General features: G+C 60.1%; 20 protein-coding genes and 3 tRNA genes. 14 read left to right on the plus strand and 9 right to left on the minus strand.

Features of this window, described 5'->3' with window-relative positions; genetic code table 11:
• The first annotated feature begins 307 nt into the window (after positions 1-307).
• From EOS_RS31620 to EOS_RS31640, 5 genes are all read left to right on the plus strand, one after another.
• Positions 308-1,240, plus strand: a complete 933-nt coding sequence (locus EOS_RS31620; RefSeq protein WP_047896142.1) for a YicC/YloC family endoribonuclease — start codon at positions 308-310, stop codon at positions 1,238-1,240.
• A 7-nt stretch (positions 1,241-1,247) separates the two neighbouring features.
• Positions 1,248-1,913, plus strand: a complete 666-nt coding sequence (gmk, locus tag EOS_RS31625) for a guanylate kinase (RefSeq protein ID WP_047896143.1) — start codon at positions 1,248-1,250, stop codon at positions 1,911-1,913.
• Between the two features lie 57 nt (positions 1,914-1,970).
• Entirely contained in the window at positions 1,971-2,174 is a 204-nt protein-coding gene (gene rpoZ / locus EOS_RS31630; protein ID WP_047896144.1) for a DNA-directed RNA polymerase subunit omega, read from the plus strand.
• Positions 2,175-2,249: 75 nt separating this feature from the next.
• Positions 2,250-4,670, plus strand: coding sequence for a RelA/SpoT family protein (locus EOS_RS31635; protein ID WP_087882025.1), 2,421 nt, complete (start codon positions 2,250-2,252; stop codon positions 4,668-4,670).
• Between the two features lie 127 nt (positions 4,671-4,797).
• The gene (locus EOS_RS31640) at positions 4,798-5,289 is read left to right on the plus strand and encodes a phage protein NinX family protein (protein ID WP_047896145.1); all 492 of its coding nucleotides are present in this window, start codon (positions 4,798-4,800) and stop codon (positions 5,287-5,289) included.
• Between the two features lie 133 nt (positions 5,290-5,422).
• On the opposite strand, the gene EOS_RS31645 is transcribed toward EOS_RS31640, so the two are convergent.
• A tRNA-Arg gene (locus tag EOS_RS31645) sits at positions 5,423-5,499 on the minus strand.
• A gap of 77 nt (positions 5,500-5,576) precedes the next feature.
• A tRNA-Arg gene (locus tag EOS_RS31650) sits at positions 5,577-5,653 on the minus strand.
• Between the two features lie 139 nt (positions 5,654-5,792).
• Between EOS_RS31650 and greB the strand changes: the two genes are divergently transcribed.
• Positions 5,793-6,353, plus strand: coding sequence for a transcription elongation factor GreB (gene greB / locus EOS_RS31655; protein WP_047896146.1), 561 nt, complete (start codon positions 5,793-5,795; stop codon positions 6,351-6,353).
• A 95-nt stretch (positions 6,354-6,448) separates the two neighbouring features.
• On the opposite strand, the gene EOS_RS31660 is transcribed toward greB, so the two are convergent.
• Together EOS_RS31660 and EOS_RS31665 are read right to left on the minus strand one after the other, a co-directional pair.
• Entirely contained in the window at positions 6,449-7,603 is a 1,155-nt protein-coding gene (locus tag EOS_RS31660) for a porin (protein WP_047896147.1), read from the minus strand.
• A 549-nt stretch (positions 7,604-8,152) separates the two neighbouring features.
• Positions 8,153-8,407, minus strand: a complete 255-nt coding sequence (locus EOS_RS31665) for a hypothetical protein (RefSeq protein WP_047896168.1) — start codon at positions 8,405-8,407, stop codon at positions 8,153-8,155.
• Positions 8,408-8,811: 404 nt separating this feature from the next.
• Here EOS_RS31665 and EOS_RS31670 point away from each other — a divergent pair, with 404 nt between their 5' ends.
• Positions 8,812-9,957: a 3'-5' exonuclease family protein gene (locus EOS_RS31670; RefSeq protein WP_047896148.1), complete on the plus strand. Its 1,146-nt coding sequence runs from the start codon at positions 8,812-8,814 to the stop codon at positions 9,955-9,957.
• On the opposite strand, the gene EOS_RS31675 is transcribed toward EOS_RS31670, so the two are convergent.
• The 5 genes from EOS_RS31675 to pepN form a co-directional block, all read right to left on the minus strand.
• Positions 9,954-10,571, minus strand: a complete 618-nt coding sequence (locus EOS_RS31675; protein WP_075645420.1) for a chorismate mutase — start codon at positions 10,569-10,571, stop codon at positions 9,954-9,956. The two genes, EOS_RS31670 and EOS_RS31675, sit on opposite strands and share 4 nt — an antisense overlap.
• A 226-nt stretch (positions 10,572-10,797) precedes the next feature.
• Positions 10,798-10,947, minus strand: a complete 150-nt coding sequence (locus EOS_RS47235; RefSeq protein WP_160312545.1) for a hypothetical protein — start codon at positions 10,945-10,947, stop codon at positions 10,798-10,800.
• Between the two features lie 631 nt (positions 10,948-11,578).
• A tRNA-Thr gene (locus EOS_RS31685) sits at positions 11,579-11,654 on the minus strand.
• Between the two features lie 54 nt (positions 11,655-11,708).
• On the minus strand, positions 11,709-12,734 hold the full coding sequence (locus tag EOS_RS31690; protein WP_047896149.1) for a class 1 fructose-bisphosphatase: 1,026 nt from the start codon (positions 12,732-12,734) through the stop codon (positions 11,709-11,711).
• A 176-nt stretch (positions 12,735-12,910) separates the two neighbouring features.
• Entirely contained in the window at positions 12,911-15,619 is a 2,709-nt protein-coding gene (pepN, locus tag EOS_RS31695; RefSeq protein ID WP_047896150.1) for an aminopeptidase N, read from the minus strand.
• Between the two features lie 253 nt (positions 15,620-15,872).
• On the opposite strand from pepN, the gene EOS_RS31700 reads away from it, so the two are divergent.
• The 7 genes from EOS_RS31700 to aepY all read left to right on the plus strand — a co-directional run bounded on the left by EOS_RS31700 (position 15,873) and on the right by aepY (position 22,991).
• On the plus strand, positions 15,873-16,616 hold the full coding sequence (locus tag EOS_RS31700; protein WP_082163581.1) for a DUF4136 domain-containing protein: 744 nt from the start codon (positions 15,873-15,875) through the stop codon (positions 16,614-16,616).
• 205 nt (positions 16,617-16,821) lie between these two features.
• The gene (locus EOS_RS31705) at positions 16,822-17,520 is read left to right on the plus strand and encodes a CDP-alcohol phosphatidyltransferase family protein (RefSeq protein WP_047896151.1); all 699 of its coding nucleotides are present in this window, start codon (positions 16,822-16,824) and stop codon (positions 17,518-17,520) included.
• Positions 17,517-18,335 (plus strand): 2OG-Fe(II) oxygenase, encoded by an 819-nt coding sequence (locus tag EOS_RS31710; RefSeq protein ID WP_167348976.1) that lies wholly within the window; start codon positions 17,517-17,519, stop codon positions 18,333-18,335. Before EOS_RS31705 ends, EOS_RS31710 begins: the two co-directional genes overlap by 4 nt.
• Positions 18,332-19,339, plus strand: coding sequence for a flippase-like domain-containing protein (locus EOS_RS31715; protein WP_047896152.1), 1,008 nt, complete (start codon positions 18,332-18,334; stop codon positions 19,337-19,339). Before EOS_RS31710 ends, EOS_RS31715 begins: the two co-directional genes overlap by 4 nt.
• Positions 19,340-19,360: 21 nt before the next feature.
• A complete protein-coding gene (locus tag EOS_RS31720; protein WP_047896153.1) occupies positions 19,361-20,128 on the plus strand; it encodes a phosphocholine cytidylyltransferase family protein in 768 nt (255 codons plus the stop codon).
• Positions 20,125-21,825, plus strand: coding sequence for a phosphoenolpyruvate mutase (aepX, locus tag EOS_RS31725; protein WP_047896154.1), 1,701 nt, complete (start codon positions 20,125-20,127; stop codon positions 21,823-21,825). The genes EOS_RS31720 and aepX overlap by 4 nt, the downstream gene beginning before the upstream one ends.
• Positions 21,822-22,991: a phosphonopyruvate decarboxylase gene (gene aepY, locus EOS_RS31730; protein WP_047896155.1), complete on the plus strand. Its 1,170-nt coding sequence runs from the start codon at positions 21,822-21,824 to the stop codon at positions 22,989-22,991. The genes aepX and aepY overlap by 4 nt, the downstream gene beginning before the upstream one ends.

Raw genomic sequence — 22,991 nt, forward strand, 5'->3', positions numbered from 1 at the left:
GGGCACAAGGTGAAGGAAATGCAATGAAAAGGAGGCCAGGCGCGAACGCAAAAAAGCCGCAGCAAAGCACAAATTTTATCCGCAATCGGGGTGAGCGTCCGGGGCAGCCTCCTGCGGCCATTGCAGCGGCAACGTATTCCCCGAGCGGGATCGGCAAAAATGGGATAATGCCAGCTTACTCGCCCGGCCAACATTGCCTGCCATTTCGCGCAGCTTCATGCCGGGCGTTTCGAAGCGAACTGGCCGTGCCGCGTTAGCAACAAGCAAGCAGCAAAAAGCGCCATGGCCTTCAATTACGGACGCAACAATGATCTACAGCATGACAGGCTACGCCAGCGCAACGCGCGAAGTAGCGTCTGACGGCGCGGGCGCCAATGGTTCGGGCGTGGGGGTATCGGTGGAATTGCGCACGGTGAATTCGCGCTTCCTCGACATGAATTTCCGCATGCCCGAAGACGTGCGCGTCTGCGAGCCGCAATTGCGCGAAATGCTGATGAACAAGCTCTCGCGCGGCAAGGTCGATATCCGCATCAACCTGAATCGCGCGGAGCAAACCACCATTGCCGGCGTGCTCAATCGTGACGCACTGTCGCAACTCGCCGCGCTCGAGCGCTCGGTGCTGGATATTTTCCCCGATGCCGAACGCATGCGCACCGGTGAAATCCTGCGCTGGCCGGGCATTTTGTCGGAGAGCGGGGTATCGGCGGAAACGTTGCGCGACGCCGTTCTGGCGTGCGGCAAGCAGGCAATCACCGAGCTCATCGATGTCCGCGCCCGCGAAGGCGCCGCGCTCGCCGCCGTGCTGATTGCGAACGTGACGGAAATGGAAGCCATCGTTGCGCGCGTCACGCCGCTCGTGCCGGAGCTGATCACGAAACATCAGCAGAAAATCGTGGAGCGTTTGCAGGACGCGCTTGGGATTGCATCGCCGGAAGGCACGCAAACCAGCATTCCGCGCGAGGAAATCGCGGAACGGATTCGCCAGGAAGTGACCATGTACGGCATCCGTATCGACATCACCGAAGAATTGCAGCGCCTCGCCGCGCATCTCGCGGAAACGCGCCATGTGCTGCAAAAGGGCGGGAAAGTGGGCAAGCGGCTCGATTTCATGATGCAGGAGCTCAATCGCGAAGCGAACACGCTCGGGTCGAAGGCGGCTGCGAAAGAACTCGCCGATTCGTCGATGACGCTCAAATTGCTCATCGAGCAGATGCGCGAGCAAGTGCAAAACCTGGAGTAACGCTTCTATGAACGACGCTCAACGCAACACTTACGCCGGGGTTTATCCGGGCAACCTGTTTATGGTCGTGGCGCCGTCGGGCGCGGGCAAGTCGACGCTCGTCAACGCGCTCCTCGCGCAAGACCCGGCGATCCGCCTGTCCGTCTCGTACACGACGCGCGAACCACGTCCGGGCGAGCAAAGCGGTGTTCAATACCATTTCGCTTCCGTCGACGACTTCATGGCGCGCCACGCCGCCGGCGAGTTCCTCGAAAGCGCGGAAGTGCACGGCAATTACTACGCTACGTCGCGCGTATGGATTGAAGAGCAGATGAAAAGCGGCCATGACGTGCTGCTTGAAATCGACTGGCAAGGTGCGCAACAGGTCAAGAAACGCTTTCGCAACGCGGTGGAAATCTTCATTCTTCCGCCGTCGCTGGATGCGCTGGAAGATCGTCTGAAGAAGCGCGGCCAGGATGCACCGAACGTGATCGTGCGCCGTTTGCTGGCTGCAGGCAGCGAGATGGCGCATGCGCCGGAAGCGGAATACGTGCTGATCAACGAGAACTTCGAGCGCGCGCTCGCTGAACTGCGGTGTCTCGTCGCGGCCACACGGCTGCGTTTCGGCTCGCAATACGCCCGTCATACGCAGTTGTTTGTCGAGTTAGGCATACACTCGCCGCACGCCGAGTGAACGGGGCTTTCCGGTCACATAAGGTAGAATGAAGAACATATCGAGAAGGAATCAACCATGGCCCGCATCACCGTCGAAGATTGTCTGAAAATGATCCCCAACCGCTTCGAGCTCGCGCTCGCAGCAACGTATCGCGCGCGTCAGCTCGCTCAAGGCCATACGCCGAAGATCGAAAGCCGCGACAAACCGACTGTTGTTGCGCTGCGTGAAATCGCGGCCGGCCATGTCGGCGTCGAGATGCTCAAGAAGGTCCCGGTCTGAGTCTCAATTCCGTAATCGGGCCCGGACGTCTACGCGCATTGTCACTAACCGCGTCAGCTAACCACGGAGGCGACCATGAATCCTGTTCCATCGTCCGTCTCTGTGGACCCGCATCACGACGTCCTCGGTACTGAGTCTCACAGCGAAAACCACGCGCACGATCATGACAACGCTCATGACGCCGATTCGCCTTCGGCAGCGCGCAAATACATCGACGCGGTCCTCGAACAATCGTTTCGCCATCTGTTCGGGCCGACCGCCACGCCGGAAAAGCCGCGCCGCCACGACGTCGTTTCCATTGCGAAACTGACCACTGAGCTCGCCGCGTATCTTTCGCCGGAAGAAATCAAGCAGGTGAAGCTCGCGTTCCATTTCAGCGATGAAGCCCATCTCGGGCAATATCGTCAGAGTGGCGAGCCGTACATCACGCATCCGGTAGCGGTCGCGGAAATCTGCGCCAGCTGGAAACTCGACGATCAATCGATCATGGCCGCGTTGCTGCATGACGTGATCGAAGATCAGGGCGTGACGAAGACCGAGATCGCGGAGCGTTTTGGGCCAAAGGTTGCGGAACTCGTCGACGGCTTGTCGAAGCTGGACAAGATGGAGTTTCGCAATCGCGAGGAAGCGCAGGCGGAAAATTTCCGCAAGATGCTGCTCGCCATGGCGCGCGATGTACGCGTGATTCTCGTGAAGCTCGCCGACCGGTTGCACAACATGCGCACGCTCGGCGCGGTGCCACCTGAAAAGCGGCGTCGCGTGGCCCGCGAAACCATCGACATTTACGCGCCTATCGCGCACCGGCTCGGGTTGAACAACACGTATCGCGAGCTGCAGGACCTGAGCTTCGCGAACTTCAATCCGCACAGGTACGCCACGCTGGAGCGCGCTGTGAAAGCCGCACGTGGCAATCGGCGCGAAGTGGTGGGCAAGATCCTGGAAGCGGTTCAGCGCACGATCGCGGACGCGAAAATCAAGGCCGACGTCACCGGCCGCGAGAAAACCATCTTCAGCATCTACAAGAAGATGCGCGACAAGCAGTTGTCGTTCTCGCAAGTGCTCGACGTCTATGGCTTTCGCGTGGTGGTGGACAGCGCGCTGGAGTGCTACACCTGCATTGGCGCGCTGCATGCGCTCTACAAGCCGGTGCCAGGCAAGTTCAAGGATTACATCGCGATTCCGAAGGTGAACGGCTATCAGTCGTTACACACCACATTGGTCGGTCCGTTCGGTGCGCCCATCGAATTCCAGATCCGCACGCGCAAGATGCATGAGATTGCGGAAGCGGGCGTGGCCGCGCATTGGCTCTACAAGAATGGCGGCGCGGACCTGAACGACGTGCAAAAGCGCGCGCATCAATGGTTGAAGTCGCTGCTCGACATTCAAAGCGAAGCCGGGGATTCGAGCGAATTTCTCGAACACGTCAAGATCGATCTGTTCCCCGATGCGGTCTACGTCTTCACGCCGAAGTCGAAAATCATGCCTCTGCCGCGCGGCGCGACGGCGTTGGATTTTGCGTATTCCATTCACAGCGACCTCGGCAATCAATGCGTCGCGGTGAAGATCAACAACGAGTTGTTGCCGCTGCGGACCGAGTTGAAGAGCGGCGATATCGTCGAAGTGATTACCGCGCCGTATTCCAAGCCGAATCCTGCGTGGCTTGGTTTCGTGCGCACCGGCAAGGCGCGTTCGGCTATTCGCCACTATCTCAAGACGATGCGGCTGAACGAATCGGTGCAGCTAGGCGAGCGGCTCGTCGATCAAAGCCTCAAGGGTTATGGCCTGGCGCTGTCGGAAGTGACGCCGGAGGTCTGGGAAAAGCTGGCGCAATGGACGGGCAACAAGAGCCGTCAGGAGATTTTCGCGGATATTGGCCTCGGCCGGCGCGTGGCCGCCGTGATGGCGAAGCGTATCGAAGTGCTGATGACTGGCCGCGACGACGACGATTCCCCGCGCGAGAGCTTCAGCACGAATACTGCGCCGCCGGTCGTGATCACAGGTACCGAGGGTATGTCGGTGCAACTGTCCGCGTGCTGCCGCCCGATTCCCGGCGACGACATCATGGGTTACATCGGCATCGGGCTGGGCATGGCGATCCACACTACCGAATGTCGCGTCGCGCAGCGGATTCACAAGCGCGATCCGGGCCGCTGGATCGACGTTGCCTGGGCGCCGCAGCCGGGCCGTCTCTTTGACGTGTCCATCAAGGTGCTCGTGAGCACGTCGAAGGGCGTGTTCGCCCGTGTAGCGGCGGATATCACGTCCGCCGATGCCAACATCGTCCACATCGCCATGGACGAGGACGTGACGCAGGAATCCACCGTGTTGCGCTTTGTGATCCAGGTCAGCGACCGTGTGCATCTGGCGAATGTGATGCGGCGCGTGCGCACGAACCCGGACGTGATGCGCATCGCGCGTGAGCGGCCGAGCGACGAGCCGCATCATCGCAACACCGAAGGCGGCATGCGGATCGATCGCGAACGCGGCGATTATTAACGTTTGACGTTTAACGTTCGACCCTTGCGTGGCGGCTGGCGAGCCTAAGTCTGAGTCTGGATCTGGGTCGTCACCGCCGGAACGCGACCTGCGTGCCTGTACCACTTTCGCGTACACAGGGGCACTTATGAAAACATCAGAGCTGGAAGGCACCGAGCTCGACTACTGGGTCGCGCGCGGGCTGCACGACTTCATCCGCGAAATCCATTTCACCGATGGCGGCCAGACGCTCGCCATCCGAGGGAATGATCGTGGCCGGGCGTGGGACGGGCGATTCCTGCCGTCGACGTCGTGGGAAGCGGCGTCGGTCGTGCTCGAGCGCGCGTGCCGGCTGGAAATGAACGACCACGGGCGCGGCGAAGCTGTGTGCAAAGCGACGTTCGGCAAGACGGGCGCAGAAGTGGAAGGGCGCGGACCGTCGCTGCGTATTGCGTTGCTGCGAGCGTTTTTGCTGCATGCGTTCGGAGACACCGTCGACGACGAATTCCCGCATCGCTCGCAAATGCTGCTTGGGGAACGGGCAGAACCGTTGGGGGAGCAGAGCGCGGCGGCATCGGTTGAAGATGCACCGATGCCAGATGGACGTATCGGCGATATTGGGTCGACTGCGCGGCAATAAGCGGGTTTGCGCTTGGCATGCCCATGCCCTCGGCAAGCCTGGCGAGCACAGGCCGCCCGTTGAGGAGAAGCATCGAACGCGTGCGCCGTGCGCAAATAAAAAAGGCCTTCCGCGAGGAAGGCCCTTCTAAAACTGGTGCGGCTGGCAGGATTCGAACCCACGACCCCTTGGTTCGTAGCCAAGTACTCTATCCATCTGAGCTACAGCCGCGCATGAAGCAGGGTAATACAAAAAGCTGATGCAGGAAACGCTTGCTTGAAACAAAAAACTAAAACGCTTTGAAGAAGTGGTGCGGCTGGCAGGATTCGAACCCACGACCCCTTGGTTCGTAGCCAAGTACTCTATCCATCTGAGCTACAGCCGCACGCGAGACCAAGAGTATAGCCAAGCTCTCCCAAAAAAGGAAGAGTTCCGCCTCGATTTCTGTAATACCGATCTCCTTCGTGTTACCTTGAAGAGGAGCTATCTCGCTCCTCTTCACGTTATTTTGAGCGGTTTGCACCATGAACAAAGCATTTGTCAAAGAATCGGACGAGAGCGACGACGATCTCGATCTCGAGCAGCCGCCGGGCGTACCTCCCGGCACCAAGAACTACATCACGCCCGCAGGACACCAGCGTCTGCGCGAGGAATTGCTGCATTTGCTAGACGTCGAGCGGCCGGATGTTGTGAAACTGCTTTCCTGGGCGGCGTCGAACGGCGACCGGTCAGAGAACGGCGACTACATCTATGGCAAGCGGCGCTTGCGGGAGATCGACCGGCGGATTCGCTTCCTGACGAAGCGGCTCGACCTGGCGGAAGTAGTGGACAGCAGCCGGCAGGAGAATCTCGACCAGGTATTTTTCGGCGCCACGGTGGATTACGCCGGCGACGATGGGGACGTGCACACGGTGACAATCGTGGGCGTCGACGAGGTGAATCTGGATGTCGGGCACGTGAGCTGGATCTCGCCCATTGCCCGTGCATTGCTCAAAGCCAAGGTCGGCGATACGGTCACGCTGCACACGCCCGCAGGCGTCCAGCAAATCGATATCCTCGATGTGCGTTATCCGCCGAAGGTCTGAGGCGCTTGACCTGAAGTACTAACGTAGGGACTCAAGACGAAAAAAAGGCGCCGCAAGCGGCGCCCTTTTCACATCGGTACAACTTCGAACAAGACTTAGAAGCGGTGACGAATACCAACCGTTGCCGAGACTTGATTCGGGGTCGACGACATGCCAACGCCGGTGATCGGAGCGCCAAGGCCGGTGCCGCCCAGGTCGGACGCGTGAACGTATTCACCTTGGAGGTACACGTCCGTACGCTTCGAGAGCGAGTACGCCGTTTGCAGGCCGACCTGTTCGAACTTGGGCTTCACGCCATCAAGGCGAGCGTCCGTGTACGTGAACTCACCAGCCAGGCTCAGGGCCGGGGTCAGTGCGTAACGGCCATTGAGCTCATAGTTGTTGAAGCGAGCGTAGTTACCAATTCCAACGCCGTTGGTCGCGCTGATTGCGCCGCCCGAGATACCAGATGCGTTTTCAAGCTTCGTTTGCGTGAACACGAAGCCAACCGTTGCCGGACCGAACGCGTAGTTCAAGCCAGCACCGAACGTGCGCTGCAGGCCTGCTACGAACGTGTTGTCGCCAGCGACAGCGCCGCCACTGTTCGACAGCGCCGCAGCGGCTCCTGCACCCGTTACTGAGTTGTTCAACTGCAAGTAAGCTGCAGCAACGTTCAACGGACCGTAGTTATACGATGCGCCGACGCTGTAAGCGCGGTTGTTCGAGAAGCCAGCAGCCTGGTTCGAGAAGCCGTACTGTGCGCCGAACTTGAAGCCAGCGTAGTTCGCGCTCTGGTACTTGACCGAGTTGTTGATACGGAACGAGTTGTCGAGGTTGTCGTTGTCGAACGGGTGTGCGAACTGCGTGCCGCCGTACTGCGTGCCGGTCAGAGCCAACGGGCCGAGGTAGTCGACCACGGAGTCGTATTGACGACCGAGCGTCACAGCGCCGTATTGGGTGCTCGACAGACCAACGAATGCCTGACGGCCGAACTCGCGACCACCTTGACCCAGCGTGCCGTTAGCAATGCTGAAGCCGTTTTCCAACGTGAAGATTGCCTTCAGGCCACCGCCGAGGTCTTCAGCGCCGCGCAGGCCCCAACGGCTGCCGTTCACCGAGCCGCTCGTCATCTTGAAGTTATGTTGGCCGCCTTGATTATTTGTGTACGTCAGGCCAGCGTCGATCAAACCATACAGCGTCACGCTGCTTTGAGCGTGAGCGGCGGTTGCAAATACGCCCGAAAGGGCGGCGACCATGAGAGTCTTTTTCATCTTTGTAACTCCGAGAGCAATTTGGGTCTGACAACCCAGGCTTGAAGGAAACCTTCACTCCGACGCGCTGCGAGAGGCGCTGTCAGGTGATTTCATGTGCCAACAGAAGACACAGTCGTTTCCGGACCAGACGAAGTGTAAAGACGGTGTTACAGCGGTGGCATTCCGATTTGCGCAATAAAGTATTCTGCGATCGGCAATGATTAATAAACGCCGTCTAAGGCTTTACCAGTAAGGCTTTGCGGGGGATTGGCGGAGGCGGGTGCAGGGTGTCAACAGCGGTTCGTTGCGCAATTGCTACATGCGGTATCGTTAAAATACAACGTCAATAATCCTGAAAACCGATTATTGACGGAACAGCAATAGATGATTGCCAGATCTGTTGATGATTGCAAGATAGTGGGCCGTTATACTTCAGATGCTGCTTTCCAAAGCAGACTTTTTCGTTGACGGAAAAGATCTCCAAACCTTGTCGGCGCGACTTCCCAGTCGCGCTTTTTTTTCGCCTGAACAGACTGCAAGCTCGATCCCGTTTCAGACACTGTTTACCTAGTCAGCCGCTTCCAGCTCTTCCTCCGGAATGGCTTCAGCTTCTTTCGCAGCTTCCGGCGACTCGGTCCCTTCGCTCTCGAAAGTCAGCGGACTCGATATTGCCCAGTCTTCCATTACGTAATGACGTGCATCCATTGGTGAGCACAGCAGGTTTTGCCAGTGATCGCCGTGCCATGCCGGATCGAAATCCAAAGCCGAATGCGATTCGAGTACTGCTCGGGGCGCTACCAACGTCCTGATCCACGAAAACATGCTTTTGAGTTCGGTCGTCACAGCAATGACCTCCTTTAAAAGTGCTTGCGGTCATCTTTTATGATGACAATAGCCCCTTTCGGTAACAAGGCTCGTAAACGCTTACGATTCTATAAGTATGGTTACAACCCAAGTAAATATTTCCTTTTGGCGAGCATGGCCAGTTTAATTCCCCATTATTACGATGGATCGCTCGCTCATTCCTGACTCGGCAGCGCATGACGGCTGCCCTTCGCAGCGTATCGCTACGTTACAGGCGGAGGGTGGGTCAGCGCACATGGTCGTCGGCGAGGCGGCGTATCTATTAGATACGCCGGTAGTCGAAGGGACGTGAGCTAAAATACTCGATCGATACGCCATCTCCAAAGCGGATCGCGCCCATTTCTCTTTTAGCGGTCAGCGCTGTGCTCCCAATCGTTGCCAATATCGTCAGTTCAGAACCACTGGTTTTCGTCGATCTCGAAACGACGGGCGGCGCCTTTGGCGTAGATCGCATCACCGAAATCGGTGTGGTCGAGGTTGGGCCGGCCGGCGTGACGCAGTGGAGTTCGCTCGTCAATCCGCAACAGCCGATTCCGTTCTTTATCCAGCAACTCACCGGTATCAGCGATTCGATGGTGTGCAACGCGCCTACGTTCGAGACCATTGCGCATGATTTGCTGGCCCGTCTTGAAGGCCGGTTGTTCATTGCGCACAACGCGCGGTTCGATCACGGCTTCCTGCGCGGCGAGTTCAAGCGTGCCGGCATCAAGTTCCAGCCCGATGTGCTGTGCACCGTGCAACTGTCGCGGGCCATCTATCCGGCGGAACGCCGGCATGGACTCGATGCGCTGATCGAACGCCACGCGCTTGTGCCGGCCGCCCGCCATCGGGCACTCGCCGACGCCGATCTGCTCTGGCAATTCTGGCAGCATCTGCACCGCGCGTTTTCCGCCGATGTCCTGCGTGACTATATAGAACAGGTTGCGCGCCGGTTCCGGCTCGCCGGTGACATCGATGAAGACACGATCGAGCAGATTCCGGCCGGCTGCGGCATCTACGTGTTTTATGGCGAGGACGACGTGCCGCTGTACGTCGGGCGAAGCGTGCGTTTGCGCCAGCGCGTGCGCGCGCATCTGTCGGGCGTGAAACGCTCGGCGAAGGATCTGCGGCTCGCGGAACTCGTGCGCCGGGTGGAGTGGACAGCGACCGGCGGCGAGATCGGCGCGATGCTGGCGGAAGGGCGCTCGGTCGCACGGCTGCGTCCCGCGCATAACCGGGTGTTCAAAGCGCGTCGCGATGACCCGAGCCACGCGCCCTGGACGTATCCGGGCGCCATCGCGATAGAAGAAACGGATGCCACGACTAGCGCGCGCGTCTGGCATGTCGTCGATGCCTGGCAGTATTTCGGCATGGCCGCGACGCTCGACGAAGCCGCGCAGTTGCGTTCGGCAGCGCCCGCGGCGCGCTTCGAGCTGTCAACGTACCGGATTCTCAGAGAACGCTTGTTGCGCGGTCTGACGGTCGTACCGCTTGCGGCCACCGCGTGCTTGTCCGGCGAGCCGGTCTAGCCGACAGCGCCCACCCCACCTGAAGCGCACACATGCGACAACGCGCGCGCGAGCGGCGCGTTCTGAGCGGAATCATAGCGGGTGAGATGTTTCCAGCGCGCGATGCTATCGGCTAGCCGCAGGGGGCAATCGTCGGCATGGCGGAGTGGTTCCACGCCAGCCAGCGCGGCGAGCAGCGCGTTCGTCACGCCATCGAGTTTCGGCCGGGTATCGCGGGCGAGGTCAGGCGGGGTCCCTTCGGGCCCGCGTGACTTGCGCCAGTTATCGAAGAGTGCGTTCTGCACGTCCTTGCTCGCCTCGATCTGGTCGCGGAAGAAAAGCTGCGCAAACGCCGGATCGATGCCAACGGCTTTCGCGCGGCTATCGATGCCTGCCAGCAGCGCGGCTTCACGGGGTTGATCGGTGATCGGTTCGTGGTGGGCCCACTTCCAGCGCGCGACCGGCTCGGCGAGCGCCAGCCGTTGCGAGGACAACGCGATGAGATTGGTGAGCGGCGTGTCGTCGCCGTCAGCAAGAGCCGCCGACGAACAAGCCATGATGACGATGAAACAAGCCGCCAGCGAAGCGATGGCGCGCAGAGCGTGCTGAATGTGCAGAAGGGAATGGCGAAGCATGGATGACCGGAGCCCGAGCGAGAAAGCGGCAGCTTAACTCATGGCAATGATGGCGATCGTGAAACGCGCGACGCGCGTGGCGTTATAAGCCTGGACCGGTCGTGCTATTAATACTTGCGTGTTGATTCAGCGTTGCTGCAAAGACATGCCGCAACGTTCACGCGTGCAGGAACCGCGACTTGCAGGACATCTGCAAACGCCGTTGGTGTACTGCTCGTTTCAGCAATTACTTCGGGTCGCACAGGTTACGCTGTTCATCGAAAAATGCCCGGACGTATTCGGGCAGCTCTGCGAGGAATTCAACCCCGACCGGTTCTTGATCCGGACATTCGACCTTGTCGGGCGTCGGGATTTTCGTCGGCTTGGCGTCCATCATTTTCTCTCCTTGTATAGGTCGATTATCAATCTCGACTCTGGCTTCGCGCTAGCGCCGAATGCGCGGTTGGAACATTTCTCCGTTCCTGTGTTGCTTTAACGGAACACCAGCAGCGTGACTTAAGGCTGTGATAATTTATTGCTCAACAACGATATTTCTCATGCATCTCGGCAGCGCTTTGCTGACCTTTTCTGCCGATTAACTCGCCGTCCATTTATTGCCGATGCTCTGTCGCACAGCAGCAAATATTTCGCAAACTGCTTCAAAGTGTTCGGCTGTCTCCCATCGCCGATTCTGTGTTCGTAGATGCGGGTCGTTGCTTAAAAACGAGTCCCCTCAATAGTGATAACGGCACGATTCAGTTGCGGTTGACTGTTTTATCTGTCTTTAAAAAAATTTAACAGTTCGCAATGTCTGAAAGCACACGTATTCATACAAATGAATGTTCGCAAATTGGGTGCAGAGAAAGCATCGGGGAAACGACGGGAAGTTTATGAATTACGCCCACTTAAAGTTTCACTTTAAGTGTATGAGCTGACCGATTGATCTTAAAGATCATTTTTGAGATGCGGCTTGAAAAGTAAAAAACCCGCGAAGCCTGGAGGCGACGCGGGTTTCTTGAAATGAAGCTTGGTGCCGGAAAGAGGAATCGAACCCCCGACCTTCGCATTACGAATGCGCTGCTCTACCGTCTGAGCTATTCCGGCATCAGAGAAACGAGATTATAAGGACCTTCCGGCGAGTTTGGCAACACCCTACGGTCAATTCTTTTCTGCGTGATAACGCGTCACGCGTTCGACCTCGTTTTTCGATCCGAGGAACACCGGTACACGCTGATGCAGGTTGGTCGGAACGATGTCGAGGATGCGCTGCGCGCCGTCGGTTGCCGCGCCGCCCGCCTGTTCGACGATGAACGCCATCGGGTTCGCTTCGTAAAGCAGGCGCAGCTTGCCTGGACGATCGGGCGTGCGCTTGTCGGCGGGGTACATGAACACGCCGCCACGGCTCAGGATACGGTGCACGTCTGCAACCATCGACGCGATCCAGCGCATGTTGAAATCTTCCTTGCGTGGACCATCCTTGCCTTCGTTCAACTCGTTCACATACTTTTGCACCGGCTCGTACCAGTGACGGCTGTTCGACGCGTTGATCGCGTACTCGTGCGTGTCAGCGGGGATTTGCATGTTGCTCTGCGTGAGCACCCACGATCCGAGCTCGCGGTCGAGCGTGAAGCAGTTCACGCCGTAGCCGGTGGTCAACACGAACACGGTTTGCGGACCGTAGACGGCATAGCCGGCCGCCACTTGAGCCGAACCGGGTTGCATGAACGCCTGTTCGCTCGGCTCCATGCCGTCCGGGCATCGCAACACTGAAAAGATGGTGCCGATGGACACGTTCACGTCGATGTTCGACGAGCCGTCGAGCGGATCGAACGTGAGCAGGTAGTTGCCCTTCGGATAGCGGTTCGGGATCGGGAAAATCTTCTCCATTTCCTCCGATGCCATTGCGGCCAGGTTGCCGCCCCATTCGTTGGCTTCGAGCAGGATTTCGTTCGACAGGATGTCGAGTTTCTTCTGCACTTCGCCCTGGACGTTTTCGCTGCCGGCGGTGCCCAGCGCTTCGCCCAACGCGCCCTTGCTCACCTGATAGCCGATCTGCTTGCATGCACGTGCGATCACTTCAATCAACAGTCGCAGGTCGGCGGGAAGGTTTTGATGTTCCCGCTGCTGCTCGATCAGATACTTGGTGAGCGTCGTGCGGCGGGAAATAGATGATGGGGTCGACATTGCGTTGGGCTCCGGGAGCGTTAGACGAATGCCTCAGATTCTACCCGCTCGGAATGTGTCTCTCGATGTCACAGGAATGCGCACGCCTCGTGCTGCCGGTTTCCTTAACGTCTGCGCATAAAAAAACCGGCGCCGAAGCGCCGGTTGCCGATGAGCCGGGATGAACGACGAGACGCTCAGCCCAGCGCTTTCTCTACGATCTCGCGTACGTCACGGGATTTCACCTTCGATGCCACCTCTTCGAGCGCCGCATGCGCCTGCTCGCGCAAGGCCGGTGTGTACCGGCGCCATTGCTCGAGCGTACGCGCAAGGCGCGCAGCGACCTGTGGGTTCATGGCGTCGAGCGCAACGACCTGTTCAGCCCAGAACGCGTAACCGGAACCGTCGGCGGCGTGGAATTGCGCCGGATTCGCACCGCAGAAGCTGAAAATCAGCGAGCGGGCGCGATTCGGGTTTTTCAGCGTGAACGCCGGATGCTGCATCAACTTGCGCACAATCTCGAGCACGTTGCGTTTCGGGCCGCCGCGTTGTGTGGCTTGCAGCGCGAACCACTTGTCGATGACAAGCGGCTCGCTCTCGAAGCGCTGGTAGAAATCGCTGAGCGCGGCATCGGCGACGGTGGTATCGACAGAACCTGACGCACCCGCCGTCAGGAGCGCGGACAATGCCGCCGACCGGTCCGTCATGTTGTTCGCGGCGTCGTACTGGGCGCTCGCGAGTTCGATGGCTCGCGTGGGGTCGTCGAGCTGGCTCAGGTAGGCGAGGGCGAGATTCTTCAGACCACGTTTGCCGGCGTCATCCGGCGTCGCGCGATATTCGCCCGGCGTGCGGTTCGCCTCGTACACGGCGAGCCACCGGTCGTGCAGTCCCGTGGCGAGCCGGCGGCTGACAAACACGCGCGCCGCGTGAACGGCAGCCGGATCCGACACAGCCATCTGCTCCGCAAGATATCCCTCCGACGGCAACATCAGCGCCAATTCCTGAAATGCCGGCGTGAGCGTGGTGTTGTCGAGTACCTGGGCAAATGCGGAAACGACTTGATCGTCGAGCGTCAATTCCTCCCCCTTGGATGCCCGATCCGCCAATGCAAGCAGCTCACGCGTGGCGAGGCGCTGGCCGGCTTCCCATCGATTGAACGGGTCGCTGTCATGAGCAAGCAGGAACGCCAGTTGTTCGTTGGTGTAGTCGTAATCGACCACCACCGGCGCCGAGAAATTGCGCAGCAACGAAGGCAACGGCTCTTCGGCGACATCGGTGAACGTGAAGGTTTGCTCCTGTTCCGTGAATTCCAGCACACGCGTCGTGCCTTGCGGCTCTTTTTCACCGTCGAGTTTCAACGGCAGGTCGGCGCCGTTCTTGCCGATCAAACCGAGCGAGAACGGAATCAGCAGCGGACCCTTTTGCGTTGCGCGCGCAGCCTCGGATGCTTCAGCGTAACCTTGCGTGAGCGTGAGCACATAGCGCTTCGTGGCCGCGTCGTAACGTGCGCGCACCGTTATGCGGGGCGTGCCAGCCTGGCTGTACCAGCGCTCGAACTGCGCCAGATCGCGGCCGTTGGCGTCCGCCATCGCGTGACGGAAGTCGTCGCAGGTCACGGCCTGGCCGTCGTGACGCTGAAAATACAGATCCATGCCACGCCGGAAACCGTCGCGACCGAGCAGCGTCTGATACATGCGCACGACTTCCGAGCCCTTTTCGTAGACGGTCATCGTGTAGAAATTGTTGATCTCCACGTAGCTTTCCGGGCGCACCGGATGCGCCATCGGACCCGCGTCTTCAGCGAACTGCATCTGGCGCAGCACACGCACGTCGTCAATCCGTTTGGTCGCACGCGCGGCGTCGCTGGCTGCGCCCGGTTCGAGTCCGGCAGCCATGTCGGCGGAAAATTCCTGGTCGCGGAACACGGTCAGGCCTTCCTTCAGGCTCAACTGGAACCAGTCGCGGCAGGTCACGCGGTTACCCGTCCAGTTGTGGAAATATTCATGGCCAACCACGGCTTCGATGTTGCTGAAATCCACATCGGTCGCCGTTTCGGGATTCGCGAGCACGTACTTCGTATTGAAGATGTTCAAGCCTTTGTTTTCCATCGCGCCCATGTTGAAGTCGCTCACCGCGACAATCATGAAACGATCCAGGTCGAGCTCGAGCCCAAAGCGGCGTTCGTCCCATTCGATGGAATGAACCAGCGAATCCATGGCGTGTTGCGTCTTGTCGAGATCGTGCGGTTCGACCCACACCTGCAGCAGCTTTTCCTTGCCCGAACCAGTTTTCATACGCTGCTCGAGCTTGACCAGCTTGCCCGCGACCAGCGCAAACAAATAGCTCGGCTTTTTGAACGGGTCTTCCCAGCGCGCGAAATGCCGGCCGTCGCCGAGATCGCCTTCTTCGATCAGATTGCCGTTCGACAACAGCACCGGGTACGCCGTTTTGTCCGCCCGCAGGGTCACCGTATACGTAGCCATGACGTCGGGGCGGTCGAGGAAATACGTGATGCGGCGAAAACCTTCGGCCTCGCACTGGGTAAAGAAGTTGCCGCCAGATACATACAGGCCCGACAACGTGGTGTTCTCGGCCGGCTTGCATGCACTTTCAATAGTTAATTCAAACGCGTCCGGAATATTGCTCACCGACAAACCGTTCTCATTGACGTGAACGTCTGCATGCGGACGGCCGTCGAGTGTTGCGCTGATGAATTCCATCTGCTCGCCCATCAGCTCCAGAGTGGCCGTGGGCGCGGCGTCCGGGTTGCGGCGCAGGCGCATGGTATTGCGCACCACGGTCCGCTCCGGGACGAGGTTGAATTCGAGCGCGACGGTATCGATCAGGAAAGCGGGCGGCGTGTAGTCGGCGCGGCGGATTACGGCAGGTGTGGTCGAATTGGACATGGCGGATCTGATTGAGTTGAGCGGGTGCCTTTGCTTTCCAGGCGGCCTTGTGTCGGATCATTGTACAAAGGCGCGCGGAATCGTGTGCTCGATTCGGGGTTGTCCGGATGGCCTATCTCCCGAACTTCACGTGCCGGCGAGGGTCTTTAAACAGGTGGAATCAGCTAATCTCCGTGCGGTGCATGCGACACTTCACGGTTACTGTTTGCGAACAACACCGCTACAAGAAATCAACAAGACAATGAGGTCGGCCATGACGTTCGGACGGTTGTACGGGGAGTGGAAGCGTGCGGTACGCGTGACCCTGGTAGCGGGGTTAGCGTTGCTGGGAGGCTGTACGACCTATGTTCAGACGCAGGTGGCAGCGTTCTCGGACTGGTCCGGGAGCGACGCTACGCGGACCTACGCGTTCGCCCGTTCGGCGCAGCAGCAAAACAGCATCGAACAGAAAACGTATGAAGCACTCGCCGCCAACGAGCTTGCCACCCATTCGTTCAAGCAGGTTCCCGATGCCAGCGCGCACTATCGCGTGGAATTGTCGTATTCCATTCGCGGCGACATGGTGACGGTGCGGCAACCCGTCTATTACGATCCGTGGCCGATGTACGGCGGCTGGTACGGCCGGCCATACGGCTGGGGTGGTTACGGACCGTGGGGCGGGTGGGACATGGGGCCAGCGGGTTACGTGGACCAAAGTTATCCGATCTTCGTCCACTCGCTGCAGATCCGCATGACCGAACGTGACAGCGGGCGCGAAGTGTACAAAGTGAGCGCAAGCAATTCAGGCGGCGAATCGTCGCTGGTCCGGGCCATGCCTTACCTGATCCGCAGCGCGCTCGCGGATTTCCCGCTGGACAACGGGACGGTGCGCACAGTGAAGATCCCGCTCGATAAAAATGGCGGTGCGAGTAATGAAGCCCCGGTTGCGGTGGGGACGAACGGGAAGGCGACCGCCCCGGCGCCCGTTCCCGCTCCTGCGCCCGTGCCTGTGCAGTAGCCCGGCAAGCCGGCGCCCGAGTCCGGACTCTGCTGCCAATTCCAGAAAAATTTACCGTCATGGCGACCGGCTGTTCGAGCCGGGCGCCATGGCCTGTTGGCGCCCGCGATTATTCCGAATTCCGAGCTCAACACTGACTTTGTTACAGGCTTGTGGCGAAGCGCCCTCGTATGCAATTAAATTCGAAACGAGATATATTCCGCAAATGACCACACCCTGCAACGCCCAACCACATGCCCTTGCCGAGCCCCCGACCTGGGACGCACGGCTCGCCCGGCGGATTGTTACACCGCTTATCGGCACCCCGGTTACACCGAATCACCTAACCACTTTACGTTTGCTGATCGGCATCGCCGGTGCGTATTACCTGTCGGTCGGCAGCTTCTGGGCGTGTAGTGTGGGTGCCGTGTTGATTGCGCTCTCCAATTTCGTCGATCACACCGACGGTGAACTCGCACGGATCAGCGGGATGTCGAGCAAAATCGGTCATTTTTACGACCTTGCGTGCGATTCCCTGGTGACCGTGCTGCTGTTCGTGGGCCTCGGGTTTTATGTGAGCGTGCACCACCCGGCCATGATCGTGCGGGCCGAATGGCTGGGTGGTATCGCGGGCGTTGCCGTCGCGCTGATCTTCTTTCTCCGGATGCGGATCGAATCGATGGCGGGCAAGAGCGGCACGAAGCAGGCATCCATGGCGGGTTTCGAAACCGAAGACGTGTTGTATCTGCTGCCGGTGGTGACGCTGCTCAACGGCATGACGCCGTTTCTGGTGGCCGCTTCTATCGGCGCTCCGTTGTTCGCGGTCTGGGTCGTCGTGGATTATCAGCGCGCGCTTCGACGTTCTACCCAGGCCATGGTGCGCAGCAAGGATACCGACGGGCAAGACTTGCAGGCTGTCCAATGAATTCATCTGTCGATTCCGTGTTCGCACGTTCGCTCGGCGAAAAGCCAGTTGAGCCCAAGGGCCATCAGGCCCTCGACGAAACGCTGGTCGCGCATCTTCAGCGCTTGTCCCCTCAGCACCATACGGCGAAGCTGCACGAGACGTTCGATAACCAGGGCGCGTTCCTGTATCTCGACGACTTCCTGCCGCGCGAGTTCACCGAGAAGCTGGTCGCGGCAGTCCATGCCGTTACGCCGGCCATCAACCGCAACTATTTGCCGGGACACAAGCAGGGCGGCAGCGTGAGCCGTCACGCGATCGACGAACTCGCGCCGTTTATCGCCGAGTTGTACCGGTCGCCGGCGTTGATCAGTTGGCTGGAGAAAATCAGCGGCGACACGCTGCAGGTGTCGCCCGCTGACGATCCGCACGCGTATGCGCTGTATTTCTACACGAAGGCGGGTGACCACATCGGCTGGCACTACGATACGTCGTACTACGAAGGCCGCCGTTACACGCTGCTACTCGGTGTGATGGACGACTCGTCGTGCCGTCTCGACTACGAGCTGCACACGCGTACGCCCGAGATCCCCGATCAACCGGGCTCGGTACAGATTCCCCCCGGCGGCCTCGTTTTCTTCGATGGCGACAAGCTGCGCCATCGCATCACGCCTGCTCGCGCGGGAGAATTCCGCGTGTCGCTGACGTTTGAATATGTCACCAATCCGAACATGCGGCCGTGGCAGCGTTTCATCTCGAACATGAAGGACTCGATCGCGTACTTTGGCTTCGGTCAGGTTTTCCGCCGCAAGGGCGGGAAGAACGGCGCAGCATGAGCCGGGCGGGAACAGTCCTTCTGTCGCTCGGCGTGGTGTTGTTCATCGCGCTGCTTGGCTGGCAGGGCTTTGGTTCCGTCGCGGCGGCGCTCGCAGCCGCGGGCTGGGGTCTGCTCGCGGTGGCGGCGTTCCACCTGCTGCCGGTCGTGATTGATGCGCTGGCTATCGAAGCGCTGTTTCCCCGCAACCAACGCGATGTGACTTTCCGCGACGCGCTGCTCGCGCGCTGGACCGGTGAATCGGTGAATAGCCTGATGCCGGCCGGACAGATCGGCGGTCCGATGCTGATGGTGCGTTATCTCGCGCAGCGCGGCATGCGCGCCCGCGACGCCGCAGCGGTCATCACCGTCAGCACGACGATGCAATCCGTCGGACAAATGGTCTTCGCCATGATCGGGCTCGCGTTGCTGAGCAGCTATGCGTCAGGCGTGGGCATGTTGCTGCCGGTGCTGATCGTGATCGTGGTGTGTTCCCTCATGGTTCTCGGTTTTTTCTTCGCGCAGCGCAAGGGTTTGTTCGGCCGCGCGACGCGCTTCGCCTCACAATTTGCCGCGCGTTTTTCGAAGAAGCGTGATTGGTCGTCGCTGGTGTCGCGCGCGCAAGCCGTCGATGCCGCCGTGCTCGAACTTTACGAAAAGCCCGGCCCCGTCGCGGCGAGTTTCGCGTTGAGTCTGCTGGGCTGGATCGTCGGCACCGGCGAGGTGTGGCTTGCGCTGCGCTTTCTCGGCTCGCCCGTCGGCTGGACCGAAGCGCTGATGCTGGAGAGTCTCGGCCAGGCAATCCGCGGCGCGGCGTTCGCCATTCCCGGTTCACTCGGCGTGCAGGAGGGCGGTTATCTGCTGCTCGCGCGCCTCATTGGTTTGCCGCCGGAAGCCGCGCTCGCCCTCTCGCTGGCCAAGCGCGCGCGGGAATTGCTGCTCGGCCTGCCGGGCATCGTTTATCTGCATTTCGCTGAAAAGGGCTGGCAGCGCCGTCGTCTCGCGCGCGTGCCGGAAATCGAATAAAGCATCACCGATAGGATCAACATGCGCGCAATTATTCTTGCAGCGGGGATGGGACTGCGTCTCGTTCAGCCCGAAGGGCTGCAAAAGCCGAAGTGCCTGCTGCGTTTTGGCGAGTCGTCGCTGCTCGAACGCCATCTGCAACTGCTGAAGTCGGCGGGCGTTAGTGAAATCGTCTTTGTGCTCGGCTTCAAGCATGAACAGGTGGAAGCGGAGCTTGCCGCGATTGACTGGAAACCGCGTACCGCAGTGGTCGTGAACCGCGAGTTTTCGCTCGGCAGCGTGCTGTCCGTGCACACGGCGGCAGAAGCGCTGACCCGCGGCGGCGACGTGCTGCTGATGGACGCCGACGTGCTCTACGACGAACGCATTCTCGAACCGCTCGTGGCGGGCGTGGGACCGGTGAACCGTCTCTTGATCGACCGCGATTTCGAAACCGGCGATGAACCCGTGAAGCTCTGCGTGGCGAACGGCGTGCCGGTGGAATTGCGCAAGCAAGTGCTGGCGGATCTGAAGTTCGACACCATCGGCGAGTCGGTGGGATTTTTCCGCTTCGACGAAACTGCTGCGCGGCGCCTGGCCGAACTCGTCGCGGGTTATGTCGCGACGGGTCGCGCGAACTTACCGCATGAAGAGGCTGTGCGCGATTTGCTGCTGGAGCGCAGCCAGGTATTCGACGTGGCCGACGTAACCGGCGCGCCGTGGATAGAAATCGATTTTCAGAACGACGTTAAACGCGCGGCCGACGAAGTCTTGCCGCAACTGCGTCAGCTAGCAGGAGCACTACGATGAACGCACCGCATCAAATACCCGTCGGCTTTTCGCGCACGCTTCGTCTGCGCGAGATGCTGCAGAGCAATCAGCTCGAATTCCTGATGGAAGCGCATAACGGCTTGTCCGCGCGCATTGTGAAAGAGGCTGGTTTCAAGGCGATCTGGGGTTCGGGACTCACGATCTCGGCGCAGTTCGGCGTACGCGACAACAACGAAGCGAGCTGGACGCAAGTGGTCGACATGCTCGAGTTCATGGCGGACGCGAGCGACCTGCCGATTCTGCTGGACGGCGACACCGGCTACGGCAACTTCAACAACGTCCGCCGGCTAGTGAAGAAGCTGGAGCAGCGCGGCATTGCCGGCGTATGTATTGAAGACAAGCAGTTTCCGAAGACCAATAGTTTTCTTAACGGTGAGCGCCAGCCGCTCGCCGAGATGGACGAGTTCTGCGGCAAGATCAAGGCCGGCAAGGACTCGCAAAGTGATCCGAATTTCTCCATCGTCGCACGCGTGGAAGCATTGATCGCGGGCTGGGGCATGGAAGAAGCATTGAAGCGTGCGGAAGCTTATCGGCAAGCCGGCGCGGACGCGATCCTGATTCACAGCAAGCTGTCCAAGCCCGACGAAATCCTCACGTTTGCACGCGAATGGGCAGGGCGTGGTCCGCTCGTGATCGTGCCGACCAAGTATTACAGCACGCCCACCGATGTGTTCCGCCAGGCCGGCATCAGCACGGTGATCTGGGCGAACCATCTGCTGCGCGGCGCGACCACGACCATGCAGGCGATCGCGAAAGAAATCCGCAGCAGCGAGACGCTGGTGAATGTGGAAGACCGCGTGGCGAGCGTGAACGAAATTTTCCGTCTGCAGGACGCTGAGGAATATTCGGCCGCCGAGAGCGTGTATCTGTCGTCGGCAACCGCTTCGCGCAATGCCGTCGTGCTCGCGGCAAGCCGGGGCGCGGGGCTGGAAGCCGTCACCGCCGATAAACCCAAGGTCATGCTGCCGATCGCGGGAAAACCGCTGTTGCGCCGTCTGGTCGAAGCCTTCAAGAAGGAAGGCATCAACGACATCACGGTGGTCGGAGGTTATCGTGCGGATGCCATCGATACATCGGGTATCCGGCTTGTCGTGAATGAAACGCACGAGCACACGGGTGAACTCGCGTCGCTGGCATGTGCGGCGAAATCGTTCACCGCGGATACCGTGATCTCCTACGGCGATCTTTTGTTCCGCAGCTACATTCTTCGCGATCTGGTGGAGTCGCACAGCGACTTCTGCGTGGTAGTGGATTCATCGCAGACGCCGGGAGCCGGCGTGGCATCAACGGACTTTGCGTATTGCTCCACCGCGGACGATCGCGCGTTGTTCGGGCAGAAGGTCTGGCTCGAAAGCGTGACGAGCTCGACGGGTCCGGCGAATCTCAACTCGCCGCAAGGTCGCTGGATGGGCCTGCTGAACGTGCGCGGCGCGGGCCGTCAACGTCTTGTCGCCACGCTCGAACAACTGCAGCAACGCCATGACTTCGCCAAGCTCGACATGGCCGCGCTGCTCAATGCGTTGATCGACGAGGGCGAACGTATTGAAGTGCACTACGTGCATGGCCACTGGCGCGGCGTGAACGACCTCGACGAGTTGCGTCAAGCCGGTGATTTCGCCCACGGACAAGCGCCGTACGGATCGAATGGTTCGGCGTCCGCGGAGGCAGGCGCGTGATCGAAGCTGCACAATTCGTTGAAGCCGCGCGCGAGCGGGGTTTCGACTGGTACGCGGGCGTGCCGTGCTCGTACCTGACGCCGTTCATCAACTACGTGTTGCAGGACGAGTCGCTGAACTATGTATCGGCGGCCAATGAAGGCGATGCGGTCGCGCTGATCGCGGGCGTGGCACTCGGCGCGTCAGGTGTGCATAAGGCGCGTCGCGGTATCTCGATGATGCAGAACTCCGGGCTCGGCAACGCGGTGAGTCCGCTGACGTCGCTGACGTGGACGTTCAGGCTGCCGCAATTGCTGATCGTCACGTGGCGCGGTCAGCCGGGCGTCGCCGATGAACCGCAGCACGCGCTGATGGGACCGGTGACACCGGCCATGCTCGACACGATGGAAATTCCGTGGGAGTTGTTCCCCACGCAAGCCGACGCGATCGGTCCCGCGCTCGATCGGGCGACCGCGCATATGGACAGCACGGGACGGCCGTACGCGCTTGTGATGCAGAAGGGCAGCGTCGCGGCGTACAAGCTGAGCAAGAAGGGCTTGAGCGGTGTGCGTCAGCGGGCTTCGAACGAGCGCGCTGAAGTCGTGTCTTTTCCTGGCGAACGCGTGTCGCGTCATACCGCTTTGCAGCGCGTAGTCGAACTAACACCGAAAGAATCGACGGTCGTGCTGGCATCGACGGGATTTTGCGGGCGGGAACTTTACGCTATCGATGACCGCGAGAACCAGGTCTATCTGGTCGGATCGATGGGATGCGCCACGCCCATGGCGCTCGGCCTCGCGTTGTCGCGGCCGGACCTGTTGGTGGTCGCGCTCGACGGCGACGGCGCCGCGTTGATGCGCATGGGCGTGTTCGCCACGCTCGGCGCTTACGGGCCGTCCAACCTCACTCACTTGCTGCTGGACAACGGCGCGCACGAGTCGACCGGCGCTCAGGCGACCGTGTCGCAAGGCGTCGAGTTTGCGCGCATCGCTTCGGCGTGCGGGTACGCGTTGGCGCTCGACGGCGACGATCTCTCCGTCATCGACCGGTTGTTCGAAGCGAAGGATATCGACGGCGTGCGTTTCGCCCGGCTATCGATCAACACAGGCACGCCCACCGACTTGCCACGCCCGTCGATCACGCCGGAAGACGTGCGTCGCCGGTTGCAAACCCACATCGGACGCTAG

The sequence above is a fragment of the Caballeronia mineralivorans PML1(12) genome, from assembly GCF_001028175.1.
In the GTDB taxonomy this organism is placed as follows: Bacteria; Pseudomonadota; Gammaproteobacteria; order Burkholderiales; family Burkholderiaceae; genus Caballeronia; species Caballeronia mineralivorans.